The sequence below is a fragment of the Sphingobacteriales bacterium genome, assembly GCA_016711285.1.
GTDB lineage: Bacteria > Bacteroidota > Bacteroidia > Chitinophagales > UBA2359 > JADJTG01.
Genome location: JADJTG010000013.1, coordinates 395,794 through 418,963, shown reverse-complemented (window position 1 = coordinate 418,963; position 23,170 = coordinate 395,794). Strand labels below are relative to the sequence as shown.

At 42.4% G+C, this 23,170-nt stretch carries 19 protein-coding genes and 1 pseudogene; 9 read left to right on the top strand and 11 right to left on the bottom strand.

Translation table 11 applies throughout. The annotated features are described in order from the left end of the window. Positions 1-41 precede the first annotated feature (41 nt). Together IPL35_11230 and crcB are read left to right on the top strand one after the other, a co-directional pair. Entirely contained in the window at positions 42-1,121 is a 1,080-nt protein-coding gene (locus tag IPL35_11230) for an undecaprenyl/decaprenyl-phosphate alpha-N-acetylglucosaminyl 1-phosphate transferase (GenBank protein MBK8443937.1), read from the top strand. Further along, positions 1,118-1,498: a fluoride efflux transporter CrcB gene (gene crcB, locus IPL35_11225; protein ID MBK8443936.1), complete on the top strand. Its 381-nt coding sequence runs from the start codon at positions 1,118-1,120 to the stop codon at positions 1,496-1,498. Before IPL35_11230 ends, crcB begins: the two co-directional genes overlap by 4 nt. Before the next feature lie 6 nt (positions 1,499-1,504). Here the strand turns inward: crcB and IPL35_11220 are convergent, their stop codons facing one another. Further along, on the bottom strand, positions 1,505-1,834 hold the full coding sequence (locus IPL35_11220; GenBank protein MBK8443935.1) for a 2Fe-2S iron-sulfur cluster binding domain-containing protein: 330 nt from the start codon (positions 1,832-1,834) through the stop codon (positions 1,505-1,507). Between the two features lie 241 nt (positions 1,835-2,075). Here IPL35_11220 and IPL35_11215 point away from each other — a divergent pair, with 241 nt between their 5' ends. Beyond that, positions 2,076-2,990 carry a class I SAM-dependent methyltransferase gene (locus IPL35_11215; GenBank protein ID MBK8443934.1) on the top strand — a complete coding sequence of 305 codons (915 nt, stop codon included), beginning with the start codon at positions 2,076-2,078 and terminating at the stop codon, positions 2,988-2,990. Between the two features lie 12 nt (positions 2,991-3,002). Here IPL35_11215 and IPL35_11210 read toward each other — a convergent pair whose 3' ends face one another. Continuing rightward, entirely contained in the window at positions 3,003-3,977 is a 975-nt protein-coding gene (locus IPL35_11210; protein MBK8443933.1) for a polyprenyl synthetase family protein, read from the bottom strand. 119 nt (positions 3,978-4,096) lie between these two features. Here IPL35_11210 and IPL35_11205 point away from each other — a divergent pair, with 119 nt between their 5' ends. Then, positions 4,097-4,957 (top strand): alpha/beta hydrolase, encoded by an 861-nt coding sequence (locus IPL35_11205; GenBank protein ID MBK8443932.1) that lies wholly within the window; start codon positions 4,097-4,099, stop codon positions 4,955-4,957. An 8-nt stretch (positions 4,958-4,965) separates the two neighbouring features. Here IPL35_11205 and IPL35_11200 read toward each other — a convergent pair whose 3' ends face one another. Together IPL35_11200 and IPL35_11195 are read right to left on the bottom strand one after the other, a co-directional pair. Next, entirely contained in the window at positions 4,966-5,787 is an 822-nt protein-coding gene (locus tag IPL35_11200) for a glycosyltransferase family 2 protein (protein ID MBK8443931.1), read from the bottom strand. Between the two features lie 239 nt (positions 5,788-6,026). Beyond that, complete coding sequence (locus tag IPL35_11195) at positions 6,027-10,454, bottom strand: hypothetical protein (GenBank protein ID MBK8443930.1); 4,428 nt, start codon at positions 10,452-10,454, stop codon at positions 6,027-6,029. Positions 10,455-10,562: 108 nt separating this feature from the next. Here IPL35_11195 and IPL35_11190 point away from each other — a divergent pair, with 108 nt between their 5' ends. Then, the gene (locus tag IPL35_11190; protein ID MBK8443929.1) at positions 10,563-11,231 is read left to right on the top strand and encodes a hypothetical protein; all 669 of its coding nucleotides are present in this window, start codon (positions 10,563-10,565) and stop codon (positions 11,229-11,231) included. 14 nt (positions 11,232-11,245) lie between these two features. On the opposite strand, the gene IPL35_11185 is transcribed toward IPL35_11190, so the two are convergent. Both IPL35_11185 and IPL35_11180 read right to left on the bottom strand, forming a co-directional pair. Then, positions 11,246-13,216 carry a sulfatase-like hydrolase/transferase gene (locus IPL35_11185; GenBank protein ID MBK8443928.1) on the bottom strand — a complete coding sequence of 657 codons (1,971 nt, stop codon included), beginning with the start codon at positions 13,214-13,216 and terminating at the stop codon, positions 11,246-11,248. Positions 13,217-13,383: 167 nt separating this feature from the next. Continuing rightward, complete coding sequence (locus IPL35_11180) at positions 13,384-14,694, bottom strand: amidohydrolase family protein (GenBank protein ID MBK8443927.1); 1,311 nt, start codon at positions 14,692-14,694, stop codon at positions 13,384-13,386. Positions 14,695-14,936: 242 nt separating this feature from the next. On the opposite strand from IPL35_11180, the gene folK reads away from it, so the two are divergent. Next, positions 14,937-15,419, top strand: a complete 483-nt coding sequence (folK, locus tag IPL35_11175) for a 2-amino-4-hydroxy-6-hydroxymethyldihydropteridine diphosphokinase (protein ID MBK8443926.1) — start codon at positions 14,937-14,939, stop codon at positions 15,417-15,419. Positions 15,420-15,489: 70 nt separating this feature from the next. After that, positions 15,490-17,346, top strand: a complete 1,857-nt coding sequence (locus IPL35_11170; GenBank protein ID MBK8443925.1) for a tetratricopeptide repeat protein — start codon at positions 15,490-15,492, stop codon at positions 17,344-17,346. 39 nt (positions 17,347-17,385) lie between these two features. On the opposite strand, the gene IPL35_11165 is transcribed toward IPL35_11170, so the two are convergent. Beyond that, positions 17,386-18,048: a YggS family pyridoxal phosphate-dependent enzyme gene (locus IPL35_11165; GenBank protein ID MBK8443924.1), complete on the bottom strand. Its 663-nt coding sequence runs from the start codon at positions 18,046-18,048 to the stop codon at positions 17,386-17,388. Positions 18,049-18,081: 33 nt separating this feature from the next. On the opposite strand from IPL35_11165, the gene IPL35_11160 reads away from it, so the two are divergent. Together IPL35_11160 and IPL35_11155 are read left to right on the top strand one after the other, a co-directional pair. Then, positions 18,082-18,498: a DUF4296 domain-containing protein gene (locus tag IPL35_11160; protein ID MBK8443923.1), complete on the top strand. Its 417-nt coding sequence runs from the start codon at positions 18,082-18,084 to the stop codon at positions 18,496-18,498. 132 nt (positions 18,499-18,630) lie between these two features. Beyond that, complete coding sequence (locus IPL35_11155; protein MBK8443922.1) at positions 18,631-19,326, top strand: CoA transferase subunit A; 696 nt, start codon at positions 18,631-18,633, stop codon at positions 19,324-19,326. A 184-nt stretch (positions 19,327-19,510) separates the two neighbouring features. On the opposite strand, the pseudogene IPL35_11150 reads toward IPL35_11155, so the two are convergent. The 4 genes and pseudogenes from IPL35_11150 to IPL35_11135 all read right to left on the bottom strand — a co-directional run bounded on the left by IPL35_11150 (position 19,511) and on the right by IPL35_11135 (position 23,166). Beyond that, positions 19,511-21,090 (bottom strand): annotated as a pseudogene (locus tag IPL35_11150) (FMN-binding glutamate synthase family protein). A gap of 43 nt (positions 21,091-21,133) precedes the next feature. Continuing rightward, complete coding sequence (rsgA, locus tag IPL35_11145; GenBank protein MBK8443921.1) at positions 21,134-22,108, bottom strand: ribosome small subunit-dependent GTPase A; 975 nt, start codon at positions 22,106-22,108, stop codon at positions 21,134-21,136. A gap of 171 nt (positions 22,109-22,279) precedes the next feature. Next, a complete protein-coding gene (locus IPL35_11140; GenBank protein MBK8443920.1) occupies positions 22,280-22,744 on the bottom strand; it encodes an NfeD family protein in 465 nt (154 codons plus the stop codon). Between the two features lie 170 nt (positions 22,745-22,914). Continuing rightward, on the bottom strand, positions 22,915-23,166 hold the full coding sequence (locus IPL35_11135; protein ID MBK8443919.1) for a T9SS type A sorting domain-containing protein: 252 nt from the start codon (positions 23,164-23,166) through the stop codon (positions 22,915-22,917). Positions 23,167-23,170: the final 4 nt, after the last annotated feature.

Sequence of the window (23,170 nt, the reverse complement as noted above, 5' to 3'; positions counted from 1 at the left end):
TATTTCAATTCTGCTACCTTTGTGCATTGTTTTAAAAAAAAATGATGTTGATAAGTGTGCAAATTTTTACTGTTCTGAACATAGGGCTGCTGCTGATAAATATTATCATAGCGTTGATATTAATCAATCGTGTGTTGCGTGGCATACAAAGCGGATTGCTGCAACAACAACTTTCCAAAAATGCGCAGGAGGTGCGCTGGTCGGCGCAGGCAAAGCCTTTGGTGGGCGGCACTGTGTTTGCAACTGCTTTGGCAGTAGGATTGGTGGCATATGTGTTTTTATTTAAAGGCTCGCTTACAGGGGTACAGTGGGGGCTTGTTGCTGCCACTTTTTTCGGTTATTTGTTGGGATTGATAGATGATAATCGCAATATCAGCGCGGCGGCTAAGTTTGGCGGGCAATTGCTCTGTGCTCATCTTATTTATTTCAGTGGAAATATCATCGGTTTTTCTACACTCCCTTGGCTCAATTATATGGCTACCATTTTTTGGGTCGTTGCTTTGATGAACTCCATTAATATGATTGACAACATGGACGGCATTGCGGGTACTATTGCGCTGTTTGCCGCCCTTGCTTTATGCGGGTGCAGCAATGACGCATCGTGGCAGGCATTGTTGGTGGCAGTAGCAGGCGGTTTGTTGGGATTTTTGTATTACAACTGGCACCCCTCCAAAGTATATATGGGCGATAGCGGCAGTCAGTTTCTGGGGGCTTTTTTGGGTGCCGCTTCTATTGCTTTGTTGTGGAATGTAGCTCCTTTGCCCTCTGATGGCTTGGTATATTGGCAGGTGTTGTGTTTGCCTTTGTTGTTGTTTACGCCTTGTTTGGTGGATACCCTCACTGTAACAGGGCGGCGGTTGGCTCGTGGGCAGTCGCCTTTTGTGGGCGGGCGCGACCACACTACGCATCGCTTGGCATTGTCGGGGCTGAAAGATAATCAGGTGGCGTGGATATTTGTTGCATTGTCGGCAATTTCCGCAGCAGGCACTTATTTTCTGCACAGCACACAAGCCTGCAAAGGGGCTTTTTGCTGGACGGTTTTTGCTTATTTCGCGCTTGTTTTTGGCATAATGCAATGGTTTTATCGTATCAAGCACCCACATCATTCTTCCCGTTTATGATGAATACTTATTATGTCGCTTTATTTGTAGGCGGCGGCTTAGGTACGCTCTGCCGTTTTTGGGTGAGTAAGTCCTTATCGCCTTATTTGGTATTTCCGCTCGGCACTCTGGCTTCCAATATATTGGCTTCGCTGATAATGGGCTTTTTTTTGGGATATTGGGCAAAAGCAGACGGCGGCGTACCCTATTTGCTTCGCTTGTGGGTAGCCGTTGGTTTTTGTGGCGGTTTCAGTACCTTTTCCGCTTACAGCTTTGAGGTGTTTCAAATGCTGCAACAGGGTCGCTGGGGCACGGCGGCGGTGTATGTTATGGTGAGTACTGTTTTTTGTGTATTATCCACTGCCCTCGCTTGGTGGATAGCGCAAAGTGTGTCTTAAAAATCCTTATACTTCGCTTTCGGGAGCAAGTTGTACGGTAAGTCCGTTGATGTTATCGTTTAAATGAATTTGGCAACCTAAACGGCTGTTTTTTTGTACATAAAATGCTTGGTCGAGCATCAATAACTCATCATCGGTGGCTTCGCTGAGTTCGTGGTCGCTCAGTACATATACTTGGCACGAGGCACACAATGCCATACCTCCGCAAGTGCCTTTAACTGGCAACTCGTATGCTTTGCACAACTCCATTAAGTTCATACCCATATCTGTGGGAGCTTCGAGGGTATGTTTTGTGCCTTCGCGGTCGATTACAAATATCTCTATGGTATTATCCATGTTTTTTTATTGAAAATAATTTTATCAAAAACGCTGCAAAGTTAATACAGTAAATACTTTGAAACAGTATTTTTAAAGTTATGTGAGTCTGTAAAATAAACTTTGTCAAAGTGGTGGGCAACAAAAAAATAGAACGGAGGGAAGCAAATAAGTTGTTTTTCATTTACCGTATTTTTTCGGAACTTTGCGGCTCAAGGTGTTTTTTTTTCAACTTGCCAGCCTCTCGTATATAAAAAAATATATGACCTACAACAGCATCAGCCGCAGCATTTGCCCTTTTTGTTTGCACAAAGATATTCAGTATCATTTCACCGCCACCGACTACTCTGTGAGTGGCGAGTCGTTTGAGGTGTGGCGTTGTATGCAGTGCGCGGGCGAATATACACAACGCGCACCCGCAGCCTCCGACATCGGCAAGTATTATGCCTCCGACAATTATATTTCGCACTCCGACACGCGCAAAGGTATGATGTCTCAAATATACCATCGGGTGCGGGCGCGTATGTTGCAGAGCAAAAGCCGCCTATTAGAGCAATGGCAGGGTGCATCGCAAAAACGGCTCTTGGACATCGGCTGCGGCACGGGCTACTTTTTGAATACCCTGCAACAAAAAGGCTGGCAGGTGCAGGGAGTGGAGGTGAGCGAAGGAGCGCGGCATTTTGCACGGGAGCGGTTCGGATTGCAGGTAGCAGATACTTTGTCGGCGGTGCAAGGGAGCGGTGCGCAGCACTTTGATGCCATTACGCTATGGCATGTGCTGGAGCACGTCCACGATTTAGATGCCTACTGGCAGCAGTTCGGGCAACTGCTCGCACCGCAAGGCACACTCATTATTGCCGTGCCCAACCACCAAAGCTACGATGCCCGCCATTATTGGGTACATTGGGCAGCGTGGGACGTGCCGCGCCATTTGTATCATTTCAGCCCGAAAAGCATGGAAATTTTGGCAAAGCGGCACGGTTTTGAAATAGCCGAAAAACGGCAGTTGCCCTTCGACCCTTTTTATGTGGCATTATTGAGCGAAAAATACCGCCGTTCCGGTTTTGGCTGGTTGCGCGGAGGTATTACGGGTTTTTGGAGTTGGCTACAGGGCAGCCTGCACACTGAGCGGGCGAGTTCGGTAATTTATGTGTTGAGGCGGCAAATCAAGGGATAAAAAACAAACTTTTTATTTGGTGCGGTTGATGGTATAATCCATCAATTGTTCCAAACCGTTTCTGCCTTCGGAGGCGGGAAAATGGTGTAGGGCTTCTAAGGCTTTGTGGCGATACTGCTCCATGGCTTGTTGGGCATATTCAATACCGCCGCTTTTCCATACGGCGTTGATAACTTCTTGTACGGCGGCGGTGTCGTTATTTTTATTTTTTATCAAATACAAAAGCCGCTTGCGCAGGGAGTTGCTGGCTTGGCTGAGGGTATAAATAAGGGGCAGGGTGAGTTTTTTTTCTCGAATGTCAATGCCGGTGGGTTTGCCTATTTTTTCGTTGCCGTAGTCAAAGAGGTCATCTTTCATCTGAAAAGCGATACCGGCATATTCGGCAAATTGGGTAAGTTGTGTTGCCAAAAATCCGCTGCCGCCCCCCGAAGCGTAGCCGATGCCGCAGGCTGCCACAATGAGGGAAGCTGTTTTGCGGCGAATGATGTCGTAATAATCATTTTCGTTGAGGTTGAGGAGGCGGGATTTTTCCATTTGGAGCAGTTCGCCCTCGCTCATTTCGCGCACGGCAGTAGAAGCAATCTGGAGCAGGCGAAAATCACCATTATCCACCGACAACAACAAGCCCTTTGAGAGCAAATAATCGCCCACCAATACAGCAATTTTATTTTTCCACAGCGCATTGACCGAAAAAAAGCCGCGCCGTTCTTCGGCATCATCTACTACATCATCGTGTACGAGGGTGGCGGTGTGCAACAACTCTATCAGTGCTGCCCCACGATAGGTGGCTTCGGTGATGCCGTCATTTCCGTTGAGTTTTGCGGCAAACATCACAAACATCGGTCGCATCTGCTTGCCTTTGCGCTGCACAATATAATACATCACCTTATCCAACAAAGCCACACGGCTGCGCACTGCTTCTTTGAACTTTTCTTCAAAGATATGCAATTCGCGTTCAATGGGTTTTTGTATGGCTTCGAGCGACATCATCGGTTTTGCAATCGCAAAGGTAGTATAAATATTTTATCTGCTCAAAAACGAAAACACACTATATCCAGAGGTTTTGGTGTATATTTACAAATAAAAAAAACACACCTTGCGTAGCTATGGAAACTATTCACAGTTTGCAACATTTAGAAATAAAAGGCAGTGGCAGCCGCAGCATGCACGCCGATTGGCATCTAAAACTCAACAATCAGCCCAAGCCGATAATCATATTTTGCCACGGATTTAAGGGTTTTAAAGATTGGGGTACTTGGGATTTGCTGTCGCAATATTTTGCACAGGCGGGTTTTGCGATGCTGAAATTTAATTTTTCGCACAATGGTATTGTGGCGGGCAATTGGCAGGAACTGAGCGATTTGGACGCTTTTGCACACAATAATTTCACTTATGAATTAGATGATTTGGGTAAAATTATAGATTGGTTGGTAAATGAAAACATCGGCATTTCGGTGAGCGAAATAGACCTCGACCGTATTTATTTGCTGGGGCACAGTCGGGGTGGCGGCGATGTGTTGCTCAAAGCCGCCGAAGACAGCCGTGTGCGCAAAGTGGCAACATGGGCGGCGGTGGCTTCGCACAGTGGCAACTATACCCCCGAAGAGTTGGCGTATTGGCGGGAGCAGGAAATTATTTATGTACAAAATTCGCGCACGGGACAACTGCTACCCCTACATTATCAAATTGTTGAAAACCTATTAGCCAACCGCCGCCGTTTTGATATTCTGGAGCGGGTGCAGCATTTGCAAATTCCGGTGTTGGTAGTGCACGGCACTGCCGATGTGGTAGTGCCAATGGAGGCGGCACAGGCTATTGTGGCACAAGCACCGCAGGCGCAGCTATTTGAAATTGAGAAAGCCGACCATGTATTCGGAGCACGCCACCCTTGGAATACTCCCACTTTGCCGCCCGATATGCAGCGTGCCGCCGATGCTACGATAGATTTTTTTAAAAAAAGCAAATAATCAAAATATCAATTTTGTTGTGCGCCTATTCTAATTCCGCGCATAAAATTTTGATGCCAGCGCAAGGACACTTTGCGACGCAATAATGTGTGTATAACAATAATAATACATTCCTTAAAGTATAAACTCCATAGTTTATAAGCAGGAAAGTATTTTTTCAGCAGATAATAATAACAAAAGCCGCTACACAGCATACGATGCTCAGAGTAAGCCCCCTGATTGATTTGATGAAATACCTGTATGTGAGGATTATAATAAACAGAGTAGTTTTTTTGCATAGCACGCAATACAATTTCATAATCTTCCATAGCACCGTATGGAGTAGCCGGATTGCCATAATCTAAGTTGGTATCCAAAAGACCTATATCTTTCAGTAAAGCGGAATTAATAAAAATAGAAATCGAGCAACACAAAGAAAATACTTCATTTTTTTTGAGGTAATGCGGTTGCGTACTGCGAAAATATAAAGTATGAGGCGGGCAGCTATTATAGTATCCGATACCCAAAATATCTTTACATTGTGCGGTTGCCGTTGCTAAGGTATCGGGTGCATAGTAGCAATCATCATCGGGAAAGGCGATAATTTTGCCGCGAGCCTGATGAATCCCCAAATTACGACTTGTCACCAGCCCGCGTTGCTTCGTTTTGATATGCCGAACCGTGAGCGTACCGGCATAAGCGTTCAATATTTTTTCAACACGGTCATCTGAATTTTGATCCACAAGAATCAGTTCAAACGCAGGGGCATTAATTTGTTGCTGTAAAGAACGCAACAATGGAATTAGCTCACTACTTCTGTTGATAGTGCCGCAAATGAGGCTGATTTCCATATACAAATAAGAGTTTTTAAGGTAGTAGGATATATTATAAAAGTCTAATACAAATTAAAGATATGGATTTTTAAAATGTAATCAATCAGGTGCTCATAGTTAGAAAGATTCCCCAAAAGTAAATAATTTGCTACAAATCGCAATACCTTTATCTTAAAAAAACATATATGTAGCCCTTAAAATATTATCAACAATATTTAAAAAAATGATGCTCACAAAGAAATAATAATAAAAATTATTCATTTCACCCATTTAGCGACACTCCATTGTCCTTTATCGCTGAAAAACTCCGCCGCATACACGCCGTGCGGCAATGCAGATACCTCTACGGCAGTGCCGCTACTATAACCCTTTATGCTGCGCACAATCTGTCCGGCGGCATTGCGTAGCAGCAAAGTACCTGTTGCAGCAGATAAGTCGGTATATTCAACGAATAAATAGTCGGCAGCCGGAACGGGGCGCACTTTTAATTGCGGAGTATTGGGTATGGAGCCGGTGGTATTGATGATATAAAACGGAGTCGTTTTACCGCTTCCTTTCACGGCATTTGCACTACTACTGTCTTTACTGCCAAAATGATACACATTCGTGATATTTATATCAACATTCTGGGGGCTGATAGGAGTGGGTATTTCAATACAGTTGAAATTAAAAGGCAAATAAAAATTGACCGTAAAAATTGCCGCTTCGCTGCGTGTGCCGTAGATGCTTTGTACAACGTAATAAGTACCTTCGGCAGTTGGCGTAAAAACATCACCTTCGGCAAGCAACTCGGTGAGGGCAGCATCGGCATACCAGCGCAGGTCGGTGCCATTGGCGGTGATAAGGGCATCTTCATTGACGCAAAAATTATAATGGGCGGCGATGAGAGCAGGCGGCGGCGTGTAATAAAAATAAAAACTCGCACTATCCGAAGGGCAAGTGCTGAAAGGATACACCGCATAAATATCCACATCGCCGTTGGTGGGTAGCACACTGCCGTTCTCAACAGGGTTGCCGTTGAACAAAATCGTATATTCGGCGGTTGCGTTTGCATTTAGAATTTCAATTTGATTGCCATTTGCACCCATGGTATATTCAATGGTATCGCCACCGCCTGCCATTCCGCCGACAACAGGCATTAAATGACTCTCCTCCGCACCATTTAAAGTCTGGCTCACATAATACAGCGTATTTTCGGGCAAAGAGAAATAATTACCTTCTTGTACCAATATATAATTATCGCAAGCACCCTTTTTGTACCAGCGAATATGTTCACCATAAGCGTAGCGTTCGGCACTGCCGCAGGTGTACTCAACAAAAGGTGGCGGCACGATATAAAAACTCTTTGTGCAAGATATTTCCTCGTCAGTAGCTATGAGCTGAATGGGGAAATTATAATTTAAAGTTACTTGCTGATTTTCATTGAGCGACAGCGTATCGCCCGAAGGCAAAAACACCGTATATGTGTAAGCGGCGGGTAAATCGTTGAATTGCAACACAGCAGGCGAAATTTTGGTATAAGCGTCAGCATCATATTTTAAATGCTCAGAAAGGGCATTAAATACAGATTTTAATGTAATAAAAGCGGCGTTGCTCTGTGTACCTGCATATTCGTTCACTGCTTTTATGGTGGTCATTGCTGCATCGGGCGGCAAAGCGGCAGCAAATGTATTGCCAACCGCCAGCAAATTATCCTGTGCATCATACCAATGCGTATTGATGCTGTTTTGAGGCGACAATACAAGCGTATCCTCATCACAAATCTCATATATATTTTCTTCAAAAACAGGGGGCATTAAAATATATTTTGATACAAAAGATGTCCCGCAATCCAAATTATAATTATCGTTTTTTAAAGCCACCAATGCCTCAAACAAACCATTTTCTTCAATAACAAAAGAGCCATCAGGCTGCGGGCTGAGGGGGTCTCCTTTAAATTTTGCCCAAATTATCTGCTGCGATTCGGGATTATTGAGTGTTAAAAAAGGCATATCATACTCCAATTCCACATCTTTGATACCCGAACTCCTTATATCAACAGTTGATTTGAAACCAACTTTGCCATTGAATACTTTGGCAGCCCGCAACCTAACAAGACTTTGGTTGGGAGGCACATCTATATTATCGCTCATATCTATTATTATTTCATTCATTGTCAAGTATTCGCCTGCTTCGTTGTACCAATACACCGTATCTGTTGTGTTTAAATGAATAAAAACACTATCAGTATTTTGACACACATATATCGTAGTATCGCCAACAGTGCCTATCAATGGTATTGTTTCTTCCAACACACAATCAGGCATACCCAAAGGATTCACTTTCACAATCAGGAGAGCATTATTGTGGTAGGAATCATAAAAACCATTATTAAAAGGAACAGCCTCACCATTGATACTAAAATTATATTCGTAATCACTATTCGTGATAATTTGTACTTGATGGCTGAAGTATTGTTCTAAAATAAAAGGTATGGGGTAATAAATAGTGAAATACTCCGGCTCGCTATCCACACCATTGACGGTATTGGTGACAAAAAATTGAGTTTTTTCGGATATATCAGGCACAAAAGAATTACCGCTATGCAATAAGGCAGAGTCGGCAGCGCGATACCAACGAATATTGCCGCCTGCACTATAAAGAGCAGGTGGGTTATTATTGCAATAATTATAGTCGGGTATTTCGGGAACTTGGGCTTTGGTAGCAAACTGTTCAGTTATTTCGCAGCCGTAGCCGGAGTGGAGCGATAAAGTATAAACACTTTCTGCTTCGGCGGCAGGAAAAGAGGTGCTTTGTTGCAAATGCAGCGGATAAGTATTCCCAATCTGTATGATAAGGCTGTCGTCACTGCTCAAAGTAAGTAGATCCAGCGCATTATTTCGCCAAAAATCAAATAAACTGCTGCCCTGATAATCCAAAGTGAGATAGTTGCGCTCATAGCCTTTGATGCTTTTATCCAACACTTCTACTTGGACAGAATTACTTTCAATATCATTAATACTTTGGGTGCAATAATAATAACCGGCTTGGTCGGGTACAAACCCACTGCCTTGTACCAATAAATTCTGGTTGGCATCATACCATCGGATATTGCTGCCCTGCGCCAGAAAAGCATCGCTCAAAGTGCCGCCATTGCACAAATACACCTGTTGCGGCGACACAAAAGGCGGCTCTACACCTACTACAAAATGGAAATTTTTTAGAGCTTCATCTTTCCATTGTACTTCGTTGCTGTTGATTTTAACGCTGTATTTTCCGGCTGGCAATGCGCCCAAATCAATTACTTTCCGATAAAAATCATACCCACAGTGGATATTTTCATCATCATTCAAATACAAATTATCAAACTGAATATAAAAAGTTTGGTTGGCGGGGTCGTAGGTAAAAGTAGGTTGCAAAGCGCAAGCCGCCCCCCAGCCTTCAAGAAAAAGCGTATTTTTTCCGGCATAAACAGCAGCTCCTGTATTTTCAACGGTCAGGTTATTTTTTTCCTCTTGCTCAAAAGAGCAGTTTTTGTACAGATTTAATTTAATATCTCCTTCTATTTGAGCAAAAAAATGGGGGGTGTCGTAGCCGATAATCAAGCCACCCGCCGTTGCCAAATTGGAATAGGGCAGCACACTGCCCGGCACAATACAACCCGGAGCCAAATAGGTGGGAGTGGGCAAATTATATTCGCATATTTTTTTGCCGTCTTTGTTGTATTTATTCAGTATAGCCCCGCAAATACCACCATTGATATTATTGGCAATATTGCCGGATTGGAGTTCGTATAAAAAAGGAGATTTGCGGGAGGTATAAAAAAAAGAGGTATAGGAAGCAAGCGCACCTTGTGAAATATCGCTGACAGAACTTCGTATTGCTTTGCCTTCGTAGTTATAGATAATTTTGGTATAAGAAATACCCGCAACAGAAGGACCGCCGTAATTTACAGAGTTGCATACTTGTATAAAAGCATTTCCTATCAAATGAATACTTTGCTGGGCTACATTTAAGTTTCCCAAATTTACGGGCGGTGGCGGTATTTCCAATTCCCATTCTTTTTGGGCGTGAGCATTGTATTTCCATGCTTTTTTTATCCAGTTGCCCGCCTGCTCCTCACCGATAATGAGGCAGCCGCCGTCCACTGTAGGGCGAAAATCGCTGAACTGCGAAAAATTTTGTATTTGTATTTTCCAATGAAAAACGCCCTGCTCATCAAAACGGCTCAACCAGCCGTGCCCGCCGACATTTTCCGCCATAAAATAGCCGCCTCCTTCGGCGGGTTTTGCGCCAAAAAGCGGTACGGGCTGCGTGCTTTCGTTGAGCAATACGCCCTGCGGACTGATAAGAAAACGCCAAAAAGTGGCAGTATTGCGCCGCGCCGTGATAAGATAACCGTCAGGGGTAAATTCAATGGGCGGCGTATCGCTCATTTTTTCGGAGGCGGTGGGGCTGCCGTATTTATTTTGCCACAGCAAATTGCCCTGTGCATCAATTTTTGCCACAAAAGCATTATCATCGCCGTTGGCACTCTGGGTAGCCACGAGCAATAAATTTCCATCGGGAGTTTCTATCATATTCGCGGGGCTTTCTATGGAGTTTTCAAAGCCCAACAATGTTTGAAAATCCTGTGCTTGAAGGCTATTTACATTGCTACAATAATAACAACAGTACATTGCTATCATCAAAAAATAATTTTTCATAAGGTGCAGTCATAAAAATTGACACATCAAAAATATACTAATTCCGGCATATTATCAATACTGAAACATTCATCAAAATTGTATCTTCGCATTTTTACAGCAAAAACTTTGCCCAGCCTGTGTGTGGGTAAAAGTATTTTTCAACTATTTATGTCGTCATCATCTGTTATACGATTTTTTGCACAAGCGGTGTCGGTGGTATTGCACCCGATATGGATGTGTACGCTTGCGGCGGTGTATTATTTATGGAGCAACCCCTATTATTTTCATCCGTTGCGCTCGCCGCAGGGAGCTACGGTATTGTTCAGTTTTGTGCGCGACACACTGATTTTTCCGGCGGCGGCTTTGTTTTTACTCCAAAAATTGAATTTTATCAAAGACATTGCAATGGAAGAGCGCAAACAAAGGCTGCTCCCTCTGCTGATATTGATGATATTGATGTTTTCGGCTTATTTCAATTTCAAACGTTTTGAAATGCAAGAGCCTTTGCAGGATTTGATGCTCGGTGCGGCTTTTTCGTTGTTGGGGGCATATTTTGCCAATGTGATGCGTTTCAAAATCAGTTTGCACGGTATTGGTGCGGGTTGTTTGGTGGCGGCGGTTTTGTATTCGGTGCGTTTTTCGCTGTACAACATAGATGTTTTTCTGATGGCGGCGATATTGTTGGCGGGTTTGGCAGGTACGGCGCGTTTGTTGCTCAATGCACACACTTCGCAGGAGGTATATGCCGGATATGCAATGGGCTATACGCTGCAATTGCTGGCGTTTTTGGTATAAAAAAAACAATCAACTTATTTTAAGTTTTTCATTTTACCATTTTTATATCTTTCGCTCGCTGTTTGGTAATAAGCTATGGTTTTTTCCTCCAAAAAATTATTTTTAGTATTTGATAAAGTCATGCTTTTTAAATCTGTATTCCACAGATAAGTTTTAATTTCTTTTCTGTCGTTCACTTCAACAAAAGTGGTATCTTTTAGCATACCGAGCGTTCTGTAATTTCCGATGAGTGCTCTTTCGTCAGTATTTTTCATTTTAAAAATATTATTCCCATAAAATTGTGTTTCATAGCTCCAGTTCATCAATGAAAAAACACTTGGCATCAAATCAATTTGCGAACAAAGTTTATCAACCTTTAAGTTTTTGTGTGCGTTGAGAATTAATGCCGGAATATGGTGTTTTTCAATGTTGATTTCCCATTTTCCGGCACTGCTTGCGCAATGGTCTGCCACAATTACAAAAATGGTATTATCAAACCAGGGTTTCTTTTTTGCTTTCTCAATAAATTGGCCAAGAGCATAATCGGTATATTTTACGGCACTTTCTCTATCACCCTGCGGCAAATCAATTTTATTATCAGGAAAAGTATAAGGTCTGTGATTCGAAGTAGTCATAATAAACTGAAAAAAACGTTTATTTGATTTGGCATCTATATCAGCATACTTCAAAGATTGGTTATAAATATCCTCATCACAAATACCCCAGGCATTTTCAAAAGAAACTTCATTGTCGTTGATATTATAGCGTTGAGTTTTTATATCATCAGACAAAGGATTTCCTCTGTTTCTATCAACAATATCAAAACCCTGTCCGCCAAAAAAATTATTCATATTATCAAAATATCCATCTCCTCCATAAATAAACTTGATTTCGTATTGTTTTTCCTTTAGCACATTCGCTATCGAAAATATATTGTCGTTGTGAAGTCGCCTTACGATACTGTTTCCGGGTGTTGGCGGAACACTCAAAGCCAAAGCCTCCATACCTCTTACGGTTCTGGTTCCGGTGGCGTACATATTGGAAAAAAATACGCCTTCATTTATAAAGCTATCAAAATTAGGTGTGATATTTTTTTCATTGCCAAAAGCGCGAAGAAAATCGGCACTAAAACTTTCAATGGTAACGAGGATAATGTTGGGAAATATCTGCAATGAATCCGTACCTGTTATTTTGCGTGTTATATTATCAAATGTTGCATCATCTACATAGCTTTCATTTTCCTGCAAGAGTTCCTGCTTAATGATGCTGTATGCTTTTTTTAAATCCAAAGTGGGATAAAACAAATCATAATCCAACTCATTAGACCTAAAAGCGGCAAAAAACGAAAAAACCCCGTTTTTACTGATTTCATTTTCAAATATATTATTGCTCCAGTCGGCAGCTTTATTATCTAAAAAAAAGCCCAAAATAAAAGAAAGGGCAAAAAAAGGAATTGCAAGTCCGAGTCTTTTAAAAAAAGGAGTTTTTGACGTAAAAGTTGCTTTAAAAACATGCTGCTTATTGAATATCCATAAAATAGCACCAATACACAAAATAAGTGCGGTAATGAGCCAGGGAATAGGATACGACTGATTGATATTTTCAATGACTTCGTAAGTATAAATCAAATAATCCACCGCTATAAAATTGAACCTTGTTTTAAACTCCTCCCAAAAAGGAAATTCGGCAAAAGAAGAAAACAAAACAACAAACAGCGTAATACACAAAATAAATAAAATAAATATTTTGTCTATTTGAGTACCTATCCATTTTTTGGGAAACAAAAGCAAATAAAGTAAAAGAACCGCCCCAAAACACATTGCTACAAAGCTATCATATAAAAAACCAATGCCAAACATTTTGAGCAATTCAAAAACAGAAAAATCCAATTCGCCAATACTCAAAAAATAAAGAGAAATACGCACAATTGTGCTAATTACTATATAGGTCAGTACGAGGGCAAAATAAATTTTAAACCTCGAGTTTGTATTTTTTTCCAAACCCATAAATTAAGGCATTTTATATACATGATAAAAAAAGCTACGCAACGCTAAAAACAAAAATATATTAAATTAAAGTTGTAAGGTTCAAAGGCAATGATAAAAAGGATAATTCTACTAATACTTTACACTGTTTTTTCTCTTTTTTTATTACCCTTTTCAGTTTGGTTTATTTAGTTTTGCTTTTCAGGCAAATTATACTTGTTCATATATTTATGATACAGGTCTTTTTGTTTATTTTCCAAATTCACCTCCCGTCCGTCTATAAAAGCCCGCTCAATATGTTGGGTCATTGGGTCTAAAACATCGCCTTGGGAAATGATAAAAGAAGCCTGTTTTCCTTGTTCCAAAGTTCCATAAGCGGCATCAATGCCCAAAATAGCCGCCGTATTGGAAGTAATGGCACTCAAAGCCTGTTCTTTGGTCAGCCCGTAAGCCACCGCCTTACCCGCCGTAAAAGCTAAATTACGCTGCTCGCCACTGTCGTTTTCTGCCGAAACAGCGTACAATACGCCCGCATTTTGGAGCAAAGCGGGCAGTTTGTAAAAAATATCAATATCGTCGTCATTGCGGCGCGGCAACTGATGTGTTTTCTGAATAATGACCGGAATATCGTTTTCTTTGAGTATATCGGCAACTAACCAACTTTCTGCTCCTTCTGCCAGCACCATTTTCACCTGATGACGCTTCGCGAACTGCACTGCTGCCATAATTTCTTTGGTCAGATTGGCGCGGATATACAGTTTTTTACTACCCTCAAAAACACCGCACATCGCCTCAAATTTGAGGTTTTGCGGATAATCAGAAGGTGCTTGACAATAATTTGCGGCTTCGGTAAAAAATTGCTCCAACTCCTGTAATTGCTGTTCGTATTTTTTGGAAGGCACAATGCGCCCCTCTTCGTATTCGTACAAAGAAGGAAAAGAGAGCCACATACCTTCATCTGCTTTCACGGCGGCATCTTCCCAATTCCACGCATCTAACTGCACCACCGAAGAAGTACCGCTGATGCGTCCGCCCTGCGGCACAATTTGCGCCATCAGCACGCCGTTGGAGCGCACGGTGGGCGTAATTTGACTGTCGGTGTTGTAGGCAATCAGGGCACGCACATTTGAGTTATAATCGCCTACTTCGTAGTAGTCGCGCTGGGCACGCACCGCCCCCGTTTCACTCAAGCCCAAAATGCTGTTGGGCGATATAAGTGCCGGATACACATGTTTTCCATAAGCATCAATCGTTTTGGCATCGCTCATATTGAGGCGTATAACGGTAGCATCGGCAACCAGAATAATACGCCCGTTTTCCATACCCAGCACACCATTCGGAATTACTTTTCCGTTTCCTAAATGAAGCGTTGCATTCATAATATAGGTTTTGCCTTCGAGCAATTTACCCGGTGCAGGTATCCAGTTTTGAGCTTGTGCGGTAGCTTGTGCAAAAAAAACAAGCACATTTATCAGCAACAGACGAACATTTAATTTCATATCGCGAAAAAGAAAAAAACAAAAAAAGATGATAAATCAAAAAACGAAAATACAACAACTTGCTCATTCGGCGGTTTATTTTTTATGAAAGCCAATGATAAAAATGCAGCTTTTGAGTAACGTGCGACGAAAAAATTGTCTTATAAAAAACGTTTTACTGTCATTTTTTTTATAATTAAATATAAAAAATGGGTAATATTGAAGTTGTAAGGAGTTTGAACTTCGTTTTGTAATATCTCTTGATGGCAAATTTATATATTTTAATCGGCGGAAATATGGGAAAGCGGCACTATCGGCTTCGTCAGGCGGCACAGTATTTATCGCAGCAGGTGGGGAGCATAGCGGCGGTATCGGCGGTGTACGAAACCGCACCTTGGGGCAATACGCAACAAGCTGCTTTTTTGAATCAGGCTTTATGGCTAAACACTACCCTATCTCCGCACGAAGCTCTCGCCGCCGCCTTGCGCATTGAGCAGCAAATGGGAAGGGTACGCCGCGAAAAATGGGGGCAGCGCATTATTGATATTGATTTGTTGCTGTATGATGATGTTGTTGTGCAACATTCCGATTTGACCCTCCCCCACCCTTTGTTGCACGAGCGGCGTTTTGCGTTGCAACCTTTGTGCGACATTGCACCCAATCTCTCGCATCCTTTATTGCACCGCACTTGCGCCCAATTGCTCGCCCACTGCCGCGATACTTCGGAGGTGCGGCGTTGGCAGTAATGAAAAAAAAATCAAAAAGCAGTTATTTTCTTATATAACTATTAAAAAGGATTTTTTAACCATAAAAGAAATGAATAATTTTTTGATACGTTTGTTGATGTGCCTGTGCAGCATCGTCTTTGCCGATACGTGGGTATTTGCACAACAAACACCTACTGTAACGGCGGTGGACCAAGATGTGAAACTGGCGCAGCAGTACTTTCAAAGCGGCGAATACGAAAAAGCCCTGCCTTTGTACAAAAAATTGTACGAAGCCAACAACACTAACGGTCTTTATTATTACAATTATTTCCGCTGTATGATATATGTAAAACAATACGACACCGCCGAAAAACTTATCCGCAAAACACTCAAAAATAAAGATCAGGATAATTTGGTCGGTTGGATTGATTTGGGGTATTTATATTTACAGCAACAAAAAAATGAAGAGGCGGAAGCAGCTTTTAAAAAAGCATTGGACGGCATCACCAAAAGTAATGTGCCGCAAGCCTATTCGGTTGCCAACTCTTTCGGCAGCTACGAACTGAGCGATTATATGCTCGCCACCTATCTCAAAGCCCGCGATTTGCTCAAAGACCCCACTGCTTTTTCTTACGAGCTGGCACAGGCTTATAAAAAGCAGGGAAAATTTAAAGAAATGACCGATGCGCTTTTGGAGTACGCTTCGATGAGCGACAATAATATGCAACTCGCCAAAAACGAATTTCAGCGTATTATTCCTATTGAAGAACACCGCGATTATTTAGAAGCCCAAATTTACAGGCGCGTACAAAACGAAAACGGCAATGATGTGCCTTATACCAATTTGCTGATTTGGTTTTTTCTGCAACAAAAAGACTACGAATCGGCATTTGTGCAGGTAAAAGCCTTAGACCGCCGTTTTCAGGAAGATGGCAAGCGCGTGTTTGAGTTGGCGCAAAGTGCGGCTTTGGAAAAAGACTATGTGCCCGCTATTGAGGCTTACGAATATGTAATTGCGAAAGGCAAAGGCACTGCTACATACAGTATGGCACGCACAGCATTGGCAAATACCCAAATGCAACGCCTCGAAAACACGATAGATTATACCGCCGATGATTTAAAAAGTATGGAGCAAAATTATCTGGCAATTTTAGACGAACTGGGTCGTTTGCCGTCCACCGCCATTGTTATGCGCAATCTCGCCCGTTTATACGCACTTTATATTCACGATTTAGATGCTGCCATTGCGCTGCTTGAAAACTTAATCGTGATGCCCGCCGTCAATGGTGTATTGCGCGGACAAGCCAAATTAGAACTCGGCGATTATTACATTATGCAAGGCGATGTGTGGGAGGCGGCTTTGTATTATATGCAGGTAGATAAAGATTTTAAAGAAGATATTTTGGGCGAAGATGCCCGCTTTCGCAATGCCCGCCTCGCTTATTTCAACGGCGACTTTGAGTGGGCGGCTTCGCAATTAGATGTTCTCAAAGCCTCCACCTCCGAGCTTATCGCCAACGATGCTTTGGAGTTGTCGGTATTTATTTTGGACAATAGCGGTATGGACAGCACGATGGAAGCGATGGGCTACTTTGCACGCGCCGATTTATTGATGTTTCAAAATAAAATGCAGGAATCCTTGCGCACCCTCGACAGCCTCGAAAACTTGTACCCGGGACATGCTTTGGCAGATGATATATTGTTCAGACGCGGCAAAATTGCTTATCGCCAACGCCAATACGAAAATGCCTATCAATATTGGGAGCAGGTAGCCAATGGCTTTGCCGAAGATATTTTGGCTGATGATGCTATTTTTGAAAATGCCGAATTGCAGGAGCAATATTTTAAAGATAAAGTAAAAGCGATGGAGTTGTACGAAAAAATAATAGTGGATTATGCGGGCAGCCTCTACACCGTAGAAGCCCGCAAACGCTACCGCAAATTGCGCGGCGATGAACTAAATTAAAGCAAAAAATAGTCTATTTCGTATTTGAAAAATTTTTTATTATTCTTCAAACAACAAACTGCCGATACGCACCATCGTAGAACCTTCTTCGATAGCTATATTATAATCACCCGACATACCCATAGAAATTTCTTTAAAATCGTCATTTTTGGAAAAAAAACGCTGTTTCAGTTGTCGGTAATACTGCTGTAAAGTGGCAAATTCGCGGCGTATCTGCGCTACATCATCGGTAAAAGTAGCCATTGCCATTACGCCACTGATGCGAATATGCTGCAATGCCGCCAATGCCTCCGACTCCAACAAAGCCTCCACTTCGGCAAAAGTAAAGCCGTATTTGCTTTCCTCCTGAGCAATATGAAACTGCAAAAGGCAATCAATACGGCGGTGTTGCCGTGCAGCTTCCTTATTGATAGTTTGGAGCAATTGAAGGCTGTCTGCCGAATGTATCAAAGCCACCCACGGCGCAATATATTTCACTTTGTTATTTTGCAAATGACCAATCAAATGCCACTCAATATCTTTGGGCAGTTGCTCATATTTTTGCACCATTTCCTGCACACGGTTTTCGCCAAAAATGCGCTGCCCTGCTGCATACAGTTCCATTATCTCGGCAGTTGTACGGGTTTTAGACACCGCCACCAACCGCGCACCTTTTTCTTCCAATTCAGCTTTTATTTGCCGAAATATTGCCATATTTGCCATCATCAATCAACTTCAAAACCCAAAATTACAAACTTGTTGCAAAACTCAACTGCTCAATGCTCAATATCATCACCTATATTCCGCGTGGTGAAGCAATATTTTTTATTATTTGTTGTTGCGCTTGCCGTTTTGTTTACAGATGCCTGTCGTCCTGCTGCCAATACGCCCGCACCTGCGCCGCCTGCAAATTTGATAGCCGAAGACACTTTAATTCAGATTTTGGCAGACATTCATTTGCTGGAAGCCGCCTATAAAGATCACAAAAACGCCACTCAACTGCCCTATTCCAAAGAGCAGATGTATGCTTGGGTAATGCAACACCACCCTTCGGTGAAAATAGAAGATTTTAAAAATTCTTTTATTTATTACAGCAGTCAGGCGGATAAAATGGAGCGCATTTACGACCGTGTAATGGAAGAACTCTCGCGCCGCGAAGCTAAAAACGATTAAAAAATGACATCATTTTGTTTGACATACACGATATTTTTTTGTAACATTGCGTTCCTTTTTTTATCATTTTGATTTTTAAAAAAACGGATTGAATTTCATTTTATCACGATACATCTGCGAAATTATTTTTTTATGAATAAAGTGTATGCAAATGCCGATGCGGCAATTTTTGATATTCCCGACCACACTACGCTAATGCTCGGTGGTTTTGGTTTGTGCGGTATTCCCGAAAACGCTATCGCTGCTTTGGTGCGCAAAGGAGTGAGCGGGCTGACCTGTATTTCCAACAATGCCGGTGTGGACGATTTTGGCTTGGGTTTGCTGCTGAAAACGCGCCAAATCAAAAAAATGATATCGAGCTATGTGGGCGAAAATGCCGAATTTGAACGTCAGTTATTGTCGGGCGAGTTGGAAGTAGAACTCACACCGCAGGGCACATTGGCGGAGCGTATCCGCGCAGGTGGGGCGGGTATTGCTGCGTTTTTTACCCGCACCGGCTACGGCACAGAAGTAGCAGAGGGCAAAGAAATACGCGAAATCAACGGGCGTAAGTATGTGCTGGAAAGTGGCTTAACCGCCGACTTCGCTATCATAAAGGCTTGGAAAGGCGATGCGCTGGGCAACTTGGTATTCAAATACACCGCCCGCAATTTCAACCCGATGATGGCAACCGCCGGAAGAATCACCATTGCCGAAGTAGAAGAATTAGTACCAATAGGAGCATTAGACCCCGACCATATCCACACGCCGGGTATTTTTGTAAAGCGCATTTTTCAGGGCACTGATTATGAAAAACGCATCGAACAGCGCACCGTCCGCAAAGCATAGCGCGGCTCTGAATATAAAACACAGGTACTTTATTCAGAAATTATTTTCCATTTATAGCAAAAAGATGGAACACAGATAAAACTGATTTAGCGAATAATCACAGATTTTTATCTGTGAAAATCCGTTCCATTCATCAAATCTATGTTCAAAAGTATTTTTATAGCAATGAAAGAATATTTTTTTGCTAAAAATGCTCAGGAACGGCGGCTTCCCAGTCGTGGCGGTATGCTTCGGGAACAGTAGCGGCACTCAGCAAACAGCCCACCGGAATATAAGGATACAATTCGGCATAGGTTTTTACTTCGCTCATCGTTACGCGGCGCATCAATAAGTGGCGATTGATAAGATGTGTATCGTGCAATCCGGCGGCAGCCATTAGTTCCATAAAACTTTTTATTGTTTCGCGGTGATAGTTAGCCACACGCTCTTTTTTGTTGCTGACCACCAATCCCTTTACCAATTCGGGGTCTTGTGTTGCTACACCTGTGGGGCAGGTATTGGCATTGCACTCCAAAGCCTGAATACAGCCCAAAGCCATCATCATCGCCCGCGCACTGTTGCAGGCATCTGCTCCCAAAGCAAAGGCACGTATCATATCAAAACCGCTGACAATTTTTCCCGAAGCTATCAGCGTAATATCTTTCTTTAAATCAAAGCCCTGCAACACATTGTAAGCAAAAGCAAGTCCTTCGCGGTAGGGCATACCCACCGAATTGGAAAACTCCAAAGGAGCTGCACCAGTGCCACCCTCGCCGCCGTCTATGGTAATAAAATCGGGTTTGATACCACATTGTATCATAGCTTTGCAAATAGCGATGAACTCTTTTTTGCTGCCGATACAAAGTTTAAAGCCTATCGGTTTTCCGCCGCCGGCTTCGCGCATACGCCCTATCAGTTGCAACAATTCCAAGGGCGTAGAAAATGCAGTATGCGCCGAGGCGAAAGTACTTCGGTATAGGGTTTTACGCCGCGAATAGCGGCAATTTCGGGTGTATTTTTGGCGGGTAAAATACCACCGTGTCCGGGTTTTGCGCCTTGCGACAATTTGAGTTCAGCCATACGCACCTGCGGATAGCGCATTTTTTCGGCAAATTGTTCCAAAGAAAAATTTCCATCATGATCGCGGCTGCCGAAATAGCCCGTACCCACTTGATAAATGAGGTCGCCGCCGGCTTCCAAATGATAAGGACTGATACCGCCTTCGCCGGTATTGTGGGCAAAATTTCCTATTTTAGCTCCTGTATTGAGTGCAAGTTGTGCATTTTTGCTCAATGAACCGAAGCTCATCGCCGATACATTCAGAATACTCGCCATATAAGGTTGAGTGCAGGCTGCTCCACCGATGCGTGTGCGCGGAACTTCGGCGGCGTGATGATTAATGGCAGCAATAGAATGTTGCATCCATTCATAGCCTTCGGCGTAGGTATCTAATTGAGTGCCGAAAGGTGTGGTATCCAATTCTTTTTTGGCGCGTTGATATACAATAGAGCGCGTAATACGGTTAAAAGGACGACCATCAATATCCGATTCTATAAAATACTGATAAAATTTGGGGCGCAATTCTTCCATCAAATAGCGGCTTCTGCCCAAGAGTGGAAAATTGCGCACAATGGCGCGGCGCGATTGGGTCATATCATAAATACCTCCTATTACTAAGGGTACAATAATTGCCAATGCCCACCACCACTTCGGCGACACAAAATATCCCAAAAGCAGCACACCCACAATAAACAGGGTACTGATAAATACAAATTCATTACGCATATAAAATCAATAGCAAACCAAACGTGAAATAAAAAAGGAGGGTTTAAGTATAATCTTCGGGATATACGATACCCGTATAGCTGTGGTAGCGCGAAGCTGCAATGGTTCCGTCTTCTACGGCAGCAGTCACCGCACAATGCGGTTCGTTGATATGTAAGCAATTATTGAAACGGCATTTACCGATTAAAGAGCGCATTTCAGGAAAATAATGCGAAATTTCATCTTGTTGTACTTCGGTAGGCTGCCATTCTTTTACGCCGGGAGTATCAATAATAAAGCTATCAAAAATACTGCTTTGCAAAGGTGCGCGGAACATAATAGTATAAGTGGTCGTGTGCATGCCTTTGTCGGTATAATCCGAAATAGCGCGGGTTTTTTGCTGTGCTTCGGGAATAATGGCATTGATAATGGTTGATTTTCCTACACCGGAGTGCCCTGCAAAGAGGCTGGTTTTTCCGGTGATAATGCGTTTTACTTTATCAATATCTGCTTTATCCATTGCCGAAAACAAAAACACACGATAGCCCAAAGGCTCATAAATAGCACGCCATTGTTCAAAAACTGCCAGTTCGTCTTTATTATACAAATCTTTTTTATTGACAATAATAGAAACGGGAATATGAAACATTTCGGCAGTAACCAAAAAGCGGTCAATAAAGCCCAAAGAAGTACGCGGGCTGCGCAAAGAGGTAATCAGGAGAGCCTCATCAATATTAGAAGCTAAAATATGGCTTTTGTGCTCGTTGCGCGGCGACTGTCGTATGATATAATTGTTGCGGTCGAGGACTTCGCTGATAGTAGCCGCCGCCGCATGATTTGTTTCCGGCTCTATATACACCCAATCGCCCACTGCCACTGGATTGGTAAAAAGAGCCTCTTTGAGCCGCAGGTTGCCTTTGAGCCTACATTGCCACTCGCGCTCGTCGTTGCTGCGTGCATAGTACCACGACCCCGTAGAAGAAAACACGCGCGCTTTAAGAGCAGATTTTAAAGTATCAGTAGTATTTACTTTTGACAAAATAAGAATAAGAGTAGTTAGAAGAAAAAATAATGACAAACAAATTTTGCGTAAATTAAGGTAAAAAAATAGTGTTTATCAAAATTTTTCTCTTCATTTCTTTATTTCATTTTTATTGATATAAAAAATAAGTATATAAAAACATTTCACAGGTGGAGTGTATCTGCCTTTTTATACGCTTTTCACAACAATTTCCTGCGGTGTAATATTGCTGATACTTACTTGCGTACCTTTGGAAATATATCCTCCTTCGGAATGTACATCATAAATTTTTCCTGAAATAGTAACTTTTCCGTAAGGTTTTAAATCGCTGAAAGCTACACCCTGCATACCTGTTTCTAATTCGTCTTGGGGGGTTGTATTCATTTTTCCGTCAAGTGTTTTTGTCAGCCCTACATCTCGTTTCCCGAGCCAACGACCGGTAGCCACTGCCAGCCCTATACCGAGCAGCAAACTGATTCCCAAAGCCCAATGCCCCATTACAGTACCATAATAATAATAGAAAGCGACTACGCCCACCACCCATAAAATGGTACCCGCCACGCCAGCAATAGTAGAGCCGGTAAAAATGAACAGTTCTACGAGTAATAATATAATCCCTACTAAAATAATCAAGATGATTTGAAGGAATGTCATATAAAAAACAGTTTTATGTTGTTGAATACAAATATACAGAACATATTTATTACTTAAATCATTACAAAAGCACCATTTATTTTTTACAAAAATAGAATTTATATGGGTTTTTTAAAACGAAAGAAGCGGCAAAAGTTGTATTTGCCGCTTCTTTATTGTATAAAAAAATACTAATGCTGTATTAAAATTTGTGTACTCTTTGAAAAATGCTCATTGTACAGCGTCAAAACATATAAGCCACTTTGCCAGTTTTTAGTGTTTATAGTAAACAGATGTTCACCGCTTTGTAAGTTTTTCATGCTTTGCAAGCTCATCAGCTTGCCGTTGAGGTCGTTTATCTGTACCATCATTTGTGCTTGCTGTTGGCTAAGTATTGCCTTTATATTCAATTTGTCGCTGACGGGGTTAGGAGCTACTTCCATGATA

Coding starts and splice junctions, on each gene's coding strand:
- IPL35_11180 (MBK8443927.1), bottom strand. CDS start 14,694: ATGAAATTAAATGTTCGTCTGTTGCTGATAAATGTGCTTGTTTTTTTT.
- IPL35_11215 (MBK8443934.1), top strand. CDS start 2,076: ATGACCTACAACAGCATCAGCCGCAGCATTTGCCCTTTTTGTTTGCAC.
- IPL35_11185 (MBK8443928.1), bottom strand. CDS start 13,216: ATGGGTTTGGAAAAAAATACAAACTCGAGGTTTAAAATTTATTTTGCC.
- IPL35_11195 (MBK8443930.1), bottom strand. CDS start 10,454: ATGAAAAATTATTTTTTGATGATAGCAATGTACTGTTGTTATTATTGT.
- IPL35_11200 (MBK8443931.1), bottom strand. CDS start 5,787: ATGGAAATCAGCCTCATTTGCGGCACTATCAACAGAAGTAGTGAGCTA.
- IPL35_11170 (MBK8443925.1), top strand. CDS start 15,490: ATGAATAATTTTTTGATACGTTTGTTGATGTGCCTGTGCAGCATCGTC.
- IPL35_11230 (MBK8443937.1), top strand. CDS start 42: ATGATGTTGATAAGTGTGCAAATTTTTACTGTTCTGAACATAGGGCTG.
- IPL35_11205 (MBK8443932.1), top strand. CDS start 4,097: ATGGAAACTATTCACAGTTTGCAACATTTAGAAATAAAAGGCAGTGGC.
- IPL35_11210 (MBK8443933.1), bottom strand. CDS start 3,977: ATGTCGCTCGAAGCCATACAAAAACCCATTGAACGCGAATTGCATATC.
- crcB (MBK8443936.1), top strand. CDS start 1,118: ATGATGAATACTTATTATGTCGCTTTATTTGTAGGCGGCGGCTTAGGT.
- IPL35_11135 (MBK8443919.1), bottom strand. CDS start 23,166: ATGGAAGTAGCTCCTAACCCCGTCAGCGACAAATTGAATATAAAGGCA.
- folK (MBK8443926.1), top strand. CDS start 14,937: ATGGCAAATTTATATATTTTAATCGGCGGAAATATGGGAAAGCGGCAC.
- IPL35_11165 (MBK8443924.1), bottom strand. CDS start 18,048: ATGGCAAATATGGCAATATTTCGGCAAATAAAAGCTGAATTGGAAGAA.
- IPL35_11155 (MBK8443922.1), top strand. CDS start 18,631: ATGAATAAAGTGTATGCAAATGCCGATGCGGCAATTTTTGATATTCCC.
- IPL35_11140 (MBK8443920.1), bottom strand. CDS start 22,744: ATGACATTCCTTCAAATCATCTTGATTATTTTAGTAGGGATTATATTA.
- IPL35_11220 (MBK8443935.1), bottom strand. CDS start 1,834: ATGGATAATACCATAGAGATATTTGTAATCGACCGCGAAGGCACAAAA.